Source organism: Hymenobacter negativus (assembly GCF_017571495.1).
GTDB lineage: Bacteria > Bacteroidota > Bacteroidia > Cytophagales > Hymenobacteraceae > Hymenobacter > Hymenobacter negativus.
This window is the reverse complement of the sequence record NZ_JAGETZ010000019.1, coordinates 111,116-118,999: the sequence shown is the minus strand read 5'-3', so window position 1 is coordinate 118,999 and position 7,884 is coordinate 111,116. Positions and strand designations below refer to the sequence as shown.

Genomic DNA, 7,884 nt, shown 5'->3' with positions numbered 1-7,884 from the left:
CCCGTTACCGAAATGCGGACGGCCGTGCTGGTGGGGCCGGTCGCGGCCGTGGTGAAGGTAAACCACACGTCACGCGGGGCGGTAATCGAGCCGCAGCCCGTGCCCTGGCCACCGGTGGCGTACACGCTGGTCGCCGTGGTGGTGGCCCCAAAAGTGGTGGTCGATAGCGGCGTGCATGTATTGTTGATGGTCAGCACCGTGGCGCCGCAGGGGTCGTCGTTTACGATGAGCGTGGTGAAGGACTGCGGGCCGGCCGTGCCGGAGTTGGTACCCGCGCCGCAGTTAGCGGTCACGTAGAACTGGTAGGTGGTGCCGGGCGTCAGGCCCGAAACGGCGTAGGGCGGGCCCGTCAGGCCGGTCACCGTGGTGTAGAAGTTAGTGGCCGACGAAGTCTGGGCGGGGTTGAAGCCCGTGGGACCGTAGAGCACGGTGTAGGTACCCGTGCCACCCGTCAGCCACGAAAGCGAAGCAGTGGTGGTAGTGGTCGTAGCCGTGAGCGAGGCCGGCGTCAGGCAGCCCGTCGCCGATTCCAGAATAAGGTTGTCCAAGCCGATGTCATTGCTGGCATAGTCACCCCGGCCGCGGAAGCGAATCACCGAAGTAGCCGAAGTGGCGCTGATGGGCAGCACCTGCGTCACAAAGCCAGTACCGGTTACGCCGTAGCGGCCCAGGCGCGAGAAGGTGGTGCCACCATTGGTGGAGAGCTCGACAATCAGGGAGTCGCTGCCCACCGCGTTGTTGACATCAAAGCTCAGACGCTTGCCACCGGCGGCGCTCAGGTCAACATACAGGTCGAGGGTGCCAACAACACCAGAGAGCGTGTAGCCGCTGTGGAAGCGGGCCGAACGCGAGCCCTGGCTGCTCACGGGCGTGTACAGGTAGGAGGTCGGGAGCGACCAGGACGCTGACGTACCGTCGTCGTCGCGGCGCCAGGAGTTGTTGCCCGTAGCGGGGGTGTTGCGCCACGAGGCGTTAGGCACATCGCGGGTATTACACGAGCTAAGCCAGGTTGCTTCAAAGCTCTCAATTACCGGCAAGGTGGCGTAGGTAGGCGCCGATGAAGAAATGGTAACTGCCGTGGAGTTGGACGACTGGTTGGTGCCTGTGCAGGTCACGCGGGCGCGGTACAGTGTGGTAGTAGTTTGGCCCGATACCGTGTAGCTGGTGCTGGTTGCGCCGGCAATGTCGGTGTACGAGGTGCCGCCGTTAGTCGAAGCCTGCCACTGGTAGGCCAGGCCACCATCAGAGGAGGAGCCCGTGAGCGATACCACGATGCCCGCTGAAGCGCAGGTGTTGGTAGCGGTAGCGGTAGCCGTACCAGCCGTGGGTGCGCTGCTGCACACGGGGTTCACGCTGATGCCCATTACGTTGAGCACGCCAGTAGTAGACGTTTTATTGAAGCTCACGCTTTGCACCTGCTTGCTGATATTGGCCGCCGACAGCGTGTAGCGGTACTCATATAGCCGAGGGTCGGTAGTGTTGTTGGTAATGGTGTTATCGGCAACGCTGACACGGCCGATACCTGCGATGGCCGCTCCAGTGCCTCCAAACCAGTCGCCCACGGTCGTAGCCGGAAACACCTGCGTGGTACCGTCGGTGAATGTCACGGTTACGGCCACGGTGCTGGTGCCGCTGCCCGACGAGGCCAGCACGTAAATGTCACCGGCCGTGCGGGGAGTAGTCAACGTGAGCGCGCCAGTGCCGGCTGTCAGCAGTCGCAGGGAGTTGTTGGCCGTGTAGGCAGCTAGTTGGAAGGTGAGGCCGCTGGTGGTCGTGCTGCTGATGAGGCCCGACGTGGGCAGGCCCACCGTGGAAGCTACCCCGGCGGGGTTGGTGTAGCCCAGTGTCATCAGCGCGTACGACACGCCATCGAAATCGGCAGTGGTGCGGGCCGATGCGGCACCGTTGCCATCGGCTACCACGTCGGCGTTGTAGCCGGTCACGGCTACCGGTACCGGGGCGGCCTGGGCCACACCGGCAATGCCTACACCCAAGGCGCAAAGCATCGATTTACAGGTTAAGGTAAGCAGTCTTTTCATACAAGATATGGGGGATTAAGAGGGTGGGCCAAATGTAAAACGAAACCAAGGGTTAATAGCCTTACCCAGTGCTCATTCAGAAGTATTTATTTAAAAAAAATCTAGAAAGTTAAGTTTAGAAGCATCCCGCCTGCCCCAACCCCACGCGCATACCAGGAATGCCACGGCTACCCCGGGGTGTCATCGGCTCCGGCAGCGGCAAAGAATTTCGTAGTCTTGCTCACCGAAAAGCACCCGGCAATGCCCGGACGTCTGAATTTTGCCCGGAGTTGGAGCTTCATCGAGCACTTTAACTCTGGGCGAAATTTCATCCTCATCATCTCACGCCCTCTTTCCATGAAACGAATTCCCATCGCCACGCTCCTTTTTGCCCTTGCCTGCTCTCCCGCCGCGCGGGCGCAAAAAAAGCCCGCTCCCACCGCCGACCAAAAGATGAAGCAGTACGTCGATGCTCTGATGGCGAAGATGACGCAGGAGGAAAAAATCGGGCAGCTGAACCTGGTATCGGTGGGGTTTGACGTGACGGGGCCGGTGGTGAGCCAGGGCGTGGACGCCAACATCCGCAAGGGCAACGTGGGCGGCGTGTTCAATACCTACACGCCGGTGGCGGTGCACAAGCTCCAGGAGATGGCCATTAAGGAGTCGCGGCTGCATATTCCGCTCATGTTTGGGTACGATGTTATTCACGGGCACCGCACCATTTTCCCCATCGCACTAGGCCTGGCGGCGAGCTGGGATTTGAAGGCCATTGAGCAAAGCGCCCGCGTCGCCGCCGAGGAGTCGGCAGCTGATGGGCTGCACTGGGTATTCTCGCCGATGGTGGACATTGCCCGCGACGCGCGCTGGGGCCGCATTTCGGAAGGCGCGGGCGAAGACCCCTACCTCGGCTCGCGGGTGGCCGAAGCCATGGTGCGCGGCTACCAGGGCCCCGGCAACGACCTCACCAAGCCCAACACCGTGATGGCCTGCCTCAAACACTTTGCCCTCTATGGGGCCGCCGAAGCGGGCCGCGACTACAACACCACCGACATGAGCCGGCAGCGCATGTACAACGAGTACCTGCCGCCCTACCGGGCCGCCATCGAGGCCGGCGTGGGCTCGGTGATGTCCTCCTTCAACGACATTAACGGTACCCCCGCCACCGCCAATAAGTGGCTGATGACCGACCTGCTGCGCAAGCAATGGAACTTCCAGGGCTTTGTGTGCACCGACTACACGGCCATTCCGGAGATGATGGAGCACGGCATGGGCACTGCCGAACAGGTATCGGCGCTGGCCCTAAATGCAGGTATCGACCAAGACATGGTGGGCGAGGAATTCCTGAAATACGCGGCCCAGAACATCAAGTCCGGCGCGGTACCAGCCGCCCAAGTTGACGCCGCCTGCCGCCGCATTCTGGAGGCCAAATACAAGCTCGGCCTCTTCCAGGACCCCTACCGCAACGTGAGCCCCGAGCGCGCCAGCAGCACCCTGATGAAACCGGAATTCATTGCCGCCGCCCGCGACATTTCCCGCCGCAGCCTGGTGCTGCTGAAGAACGAGCGCAGCGCCCTGCCCCTGAAAAAAACCGGTAGCATTGCCCTCATCGGCCCGCTGGCCAACCGGCAGCGCGACGTTATCGGGAGCTGGAGCGGGGCCGGCGACTGGAAGCAGGCCGTGTCCGTAGAACAGGGCTTGCGCGCCGCCGCACCCAGCCTGAAAATCACCTACGCCAAGGGCTCCAACATCACCGACGACCAGCAGTTGATTGACCGCCTGCAAGCCTACGGTGGCGAGCTCGACATCGACAAGCGCAGCCCCGAGGAATTGATAAAAGAAGCCGTGCAGGTGGCCGAAAAAGCCGATGTGGTGGTGGCCGTAGTGGGCGAGTCGCAGGGCATGAGCGGCGAGGCCGCCAGCCGTGCCGACATCGGTCTGCCCGGCCAGCAGTTGGCGCTGCTCAAGGCCCTGAAGGCGACTGGCAAGCCCCTGGTGCTGGTGCTCATGAACGGCCGTCCGCTGGCCATCGGCTGGGAAAACCAGAATGCCGATGCCATCCTCGAAACGTGGTTTGCGGGCACGCAGGCAGGCAATGCCATTGCCGATGTGCTGTTTGGCGACTACAACCCGAGCGGCAAAATTACGGCCACTTTCCCGCAGGTGGTGGGCCAGATACCGCTCTACTATAACCACAAAAGCACCGGCCGGCCGTACACCGGCACCAAGCTCGACAAGTACAAGTCGCGCTACCTCGACGTGAGCAATGAACCGCTCTATCCCTTCGGTTTCGGCCTCAGCTATACCACCTTCACCTACGGCAAGCCCACGCTCAGCAAAGCCACCATCGGCCCCGCCGAAACCCTGACGGTGAGCGTGCCCGTGCAAAACACCGGCACTATGGACGGCGAGGAAGTAGCCCAGCTGTATATCCGCGACATGGTGGGCTCCACCTCCCGCCCGGTGCAGGAACTGAAAGGGTTCCAAAAGGTAATGCTCAAGAAAGGCGAGAACAAAACCCTCACCTTCCGCCTCGCCCCGGATGATTTGAAGTTCTACAACAACGACCTGAAATTCGTGGCCGAGCCCGGCGATTTTCAGGTGATGGTAGGCGGCAACTCCCGCGATGTGCAGCTGGTGCCGTTTAAGCTGACGGCGAAGTAGCACGGCTGTGCTGAAACGAGTACCCCGAATTGCCAATTCGGGGTATTCGTTTATTTCAGGTTCTCATAGCGCGGCGTGAGTGTGCGTTGCGCCTCCTGCACGTTCACGTAGCGGGCCAGGTCGCGCAGGGCTACTACTTGGTAGTGGTTGTCGCGTAGGTACTGCAGGTATTCTTCAAACAGCTTGGGGTCGGTGGTTACCCAATCGTGGGCTGTATCGGGGACGCCATGCACGGTGAGTACGACAATGTGGCCGGCGCGGGCTTGGGCCATGGCAGCCAGTACTTTTTCCTTGGTCAAGCCCGATATGCTGAAGCTGGGAATGAGCAGCGGGTGGTCGGAAGTGGGGTCGTAAGCGCGGCTGCCACCGGCGCGGGCAAACTGGTAGCCGCGCCCGGCCAGTACCGCAGTGGCAGTAGGGTGCACATCGTAGCCGGGGTAGGCGAAGGTGACCGGCTTGCGGATGTGCCAACGGCGGCAGCGGCCGTCGATGGAATCCAGCTCGGCGCCGAACTCAGCGGCTGAAAGCTTGTTGACGTGCCGGTGCGTGAGCGTGTGGCTGGCCACTTCAAACCCCAGCCGGTGCAGCTTCCGGATTTGCGCCCAGCTCATGTACCTGGTTTTATCCGAGAAAGGCGGCTCGCGGAATTCGCACACGAAAAACGAGCCCCCGAATCCATATTTTTTCAGCAAGGGCGCCACGTAAGTGGCGTGGCTCAGCACTGCGTCGTCGAAGGTGAGGACGACCAGCTTGTCGGGCACCGGGCGGCGCAGTACTCCCTGGGCACAGGCTGGCTGCGGGCCGCGCAAGGCTAGTAGCACCAAGAGGAAAAGCCCGCGAAGGGCCGGCAGCAGCTTCATGCGCAAAAATTCGGAACAGCAGCGGTGAAAGAGACCGGCAAGAAGCCAGCGCAGCCGCCACCAACCGTCCTGTACTGTGCGGCTGCTAGCGGTGCAGCTGCATGCTGGCGGCCTCGCCCATATGCAAGGGCGCGCGCGAGGGAATCCGAACTTCGAGGCTGATGCCGCCGGTGGTGTCGCGGGCGGGCGCGGCCACGCCGGTCACCACGCGGGTGGGCCGGGCCGTGGCCCACACCTGCACCGAATCTCCGGCCTGCACATGGGCCATTTTGGTAGCCCGGGCCCCGATGGGCACTAGCAAGTAGCCACACTTCGAAATGGTGCTGACGATGGTGGTAGGTGCCACGTACTGGCCTACTTCTACCTGCCGCTCGCCCAGAAAGCCGTCGTGCGGAGCTACTACAAAGTTGTAGTCGGCCAGCTTGGCCACGATGGCTCCCCGCCGCACATACTCGCCGGGGCCGAAATAAATGTTCCGGATGCGCCCGCGCTTTTTAGCTAGCACTGGTTCGCTGCCTCCGGCGCTAACGGTGCTGGTGACGACCACAGTGCTCGAATCGGGCCGGACGGCGGCGGGCGCAGGGCCAGCGGCCAGAACGGCCACTTCGTCCGTCGATTTTATCCACCACCGACGGCCCAATACGGCTCCGGCAATCAATAAAAGGGCAAAGCCAATGAGGAGAGGTTTTTTCATAATGTTAAGAACCAGGCAGGTAATGCAAACGGCAGCCCGGCGGCCCGCCAAAGCTACCAGTTCCCCAAGCGCTGACGTTAGCCGGCGCAGAATATTTGACCGGCTAGCCAATGCTGTACTCTTTTAACGGGAGCCTAGCGCCGACTAACGAGGCTGGCAATATTAGCTCCCGCAGCCGCCACAGCCGCCGCACCCTCCCCCACCGCAGCCGCTGCTCCCGCAGCCAGAGCCGCCAGAGTCCCCGCCACTGCCGCCGTCGCTCTGGGGCGGAGGTTGCATATAGGTGACCAAGGTGCGCATGCCAAAAGCCGCCAGCTCGGTAATACCGAACACCGCAACGCAGAGGGCCACCAGCTGGCCCGAGTAGGCGCGGTCCACTTGCGCCTGGCGTAGCGCCGGCACCAGCTTCAGCAACAACTGGCGGCCGCGCCCGGTAGCCCAGGTGCCGTAGTTCCGGTAAACGCTCCAAGTGCCAAATCCCAGTCCCAGCAATAGCAACAGCAGCAAGCCCACGGGCCGGTGCCGGTAGAGTCCCACCAGCACCTTCACCAAGCCAAACAGCGCCAGCCCCAGCGCTGTGAACCCTAGAATTCCATCGAGGCGGGCCCGCTCACGCGCCGGAAACAAAACGCCTTTGGCTTTCAGGCCGTCGTCCAGGTCTTGTAGGACCTTGCTGTTGGGGTCGAGGCCTTTTTTGCGCAGGAGGTCAAGGTTGGTAGCGCCAGCTTCGGGAATGAGGTTCCAGACGGCCCGCTCGTAGGGGTCGGTGGGCGGTGGCATGGCGGTGCGGCGGATGCGGCGCTCCGGCACCAGCTCGGCCTGCCCTGTGTGCACAAGGGCGGCAATGGCGCAGTCGGCCACGCGGCGGCCGTGGTCGGCCAAGCGGGCCAGTTCGTAGGTACCGAGGGGCGGGCCCGCGTAGTCGGCCAACGGACCGGCGGCCCAGTGCCGGAGCCACAGCGCCGCCGGCAGCAGCGTGGCGCACAGCACGCCAAACAGCATCAGGAAGTCGGAACCGTACCAGTTGAACGGGTTCAACGGCAGGCGGCTGGTGCAGCCCACCAGCGCCAGGGCCACCAGCAACCCCAGGCCCTCGCGGCGGCCCAACCGGAACGGCCAGCGCAGGCGGGGCAGCAGCCAGTGCCGCCGCAGGTTAACGCGCCGATAATAGGGCGCCTCGCCGAAGCGCACGGTCGCTTCGGGCCAGATATCGGCCGGGGGCAGGGTGCCGAAAGCCGCCGTGTACGACTGCAGGGTGCGGGCGTACCAGTCCTGAAACTTGTGGCCCTCGGCTGCGCCGCCCTTTGTGGGGCCGTGGTGCAACGGGAACCCCAGCACCTGCCCGCACAGCTCGTCCCAATACGAACGGGTGTACACGAGGTGCAGGTGCCAGGCCTGGTCCACTTCATCGGAGGGCGTGACGGGGTGGCCACAGGTAGCAGCCAGGTACACAAACCGCTTGTATTCAAGCACCACGCGTTGGGCAAAAGCGGCGGTCCAGCCGTTGTCGCGCGCCAGGCGCTTCGAAAACGAGAGCGCCGCCCCGCCGTCCAGGTCCAGGGCTTCGAGCTTGGCCCACAATACGGGCGGGGCCGTTTGGGGTGGGGCGAAAGGCATGCTAGCGGAGGCTATTAGTGCATTGACGCCGGCA

Annotated in this window: 5 protein-coding genes; 1 reads left to right on the top strand and 4 read right to left on the bottom strand. The window is 63.1% G+C overall.

Going from position 1 to position 7,884, the window contains the following annotated elements; genetic code table 11:
- A partial coding sequence (locus tag J4E00_RS26880) for a fibronectin type III domain-containing protein (RefSeq protein ID WP_208178442.1) occupies nucleotides 1-2,039 on the bottom strand: 2,039 nt, incomplete at its 3' end.
- A 336-nt stretch (nucleotides 2,040-2,375) separates the two neighbouring features.
- Between J4E00_RS26880 and bglX the strand changes: the two genes are divergently transcribed.
- A complete protein-coding gene (gene bglX, locus J4E00_RS26875) occupies nucleotides 2,376-4,679 on the top strand; it encodes a beta-glucosidase BglX (protein ID WP_208178441.1) in 2,304 nt (767 codons plus the stop codon).
- 50 nt (nucleotides 4,680-4,729) lie between these two features.
- Here bglX and J4E00_RS26870 read toward each other — a convergent pair whose 3' ends face one another.
- The 3 genes from J4E00_RS26870 to J4E00_RS26860 all read right to left on the bottom strand — a co-directional run bounded on the left by J4E00_RS26870 (nucleotide 4,730) and on the right by J4E00_RS26860 (nucleotide 7,850).
- Nucleotides 4,730-5,539 carry a polysaccharide deacetylase family protein gene (locus J4E00_RS26870; RefSeq protein WP_208178440.1) on the bottom strand — a complete coding sequence of 270 codons (810 nt, stop codon included), beginning with the start codon at nucleotides 5,537-5,539 and terminating at the stop codon, nucleotides 4,730-4,732.
- Between the two features lie 85 nt (nucleotides 5,540-5,624).
- Nucleotides 5,625-6,233 carry an HlyD family efflux transporter periplasmic adaptor subunit gene (locus J4E00_RS26865; RefSeq protein ID WP_208178439.1) on the bottom strand — a complete coding sequence of 203 codons (609 nt, stop codon included), beginning with the start codon at nucleotides 6,231-6,233 and terminating at the stop codon, nucleotides 5,625-5,627.
- A 162-nt stretch (nucleotides 6,234-6,395) separates the two neighbouring features.
- Nucleotides 6,396-7,850: a TIGR04222 domain-containing membrane protein gene (locus J4E00_RS26860; protein WP_208178438.1), complete on the bottom strand. Its 1,455-nt coding sequence runs from the start codon at nucleotides 7,848-7,850 to the stop codon at nucleotides 6,396-6,398.
- Nucleotides 7,851-7,884: the final 34 nt, after the last annotated feature.

Coding starts and splice junctions, on each gene's coding strand:
- bglX (WP_208178441.1), top strand. CDS start 2,376: ATGAAACGAATTCCCATCGCCACGCTCCTTTTTGCCCTTGCCTGCTCT.
- J4E00_RS26870 (WP_208178440.1), bottom strand. CDS start 5,539: ATGAAGCTGCTGCCGGCCCTTCGCGGGCTTTTCCTCTTGGTGCTACTA.
- J4E00_RS26865 (WP_208178439.1), bottom strand. CDS start 6,233: ATGAAAAAACCTCTCCTCATTGGCTTTGCCCTTTTATTGATTGCCGGA.
- J4E00_RS26860 (WP_208178438.1), bottom strand. CDS start 7,850: ATGCCTTTCGCCCCACCCCAAACGGCCCCGCCCGTATTGTGGGCCAAG.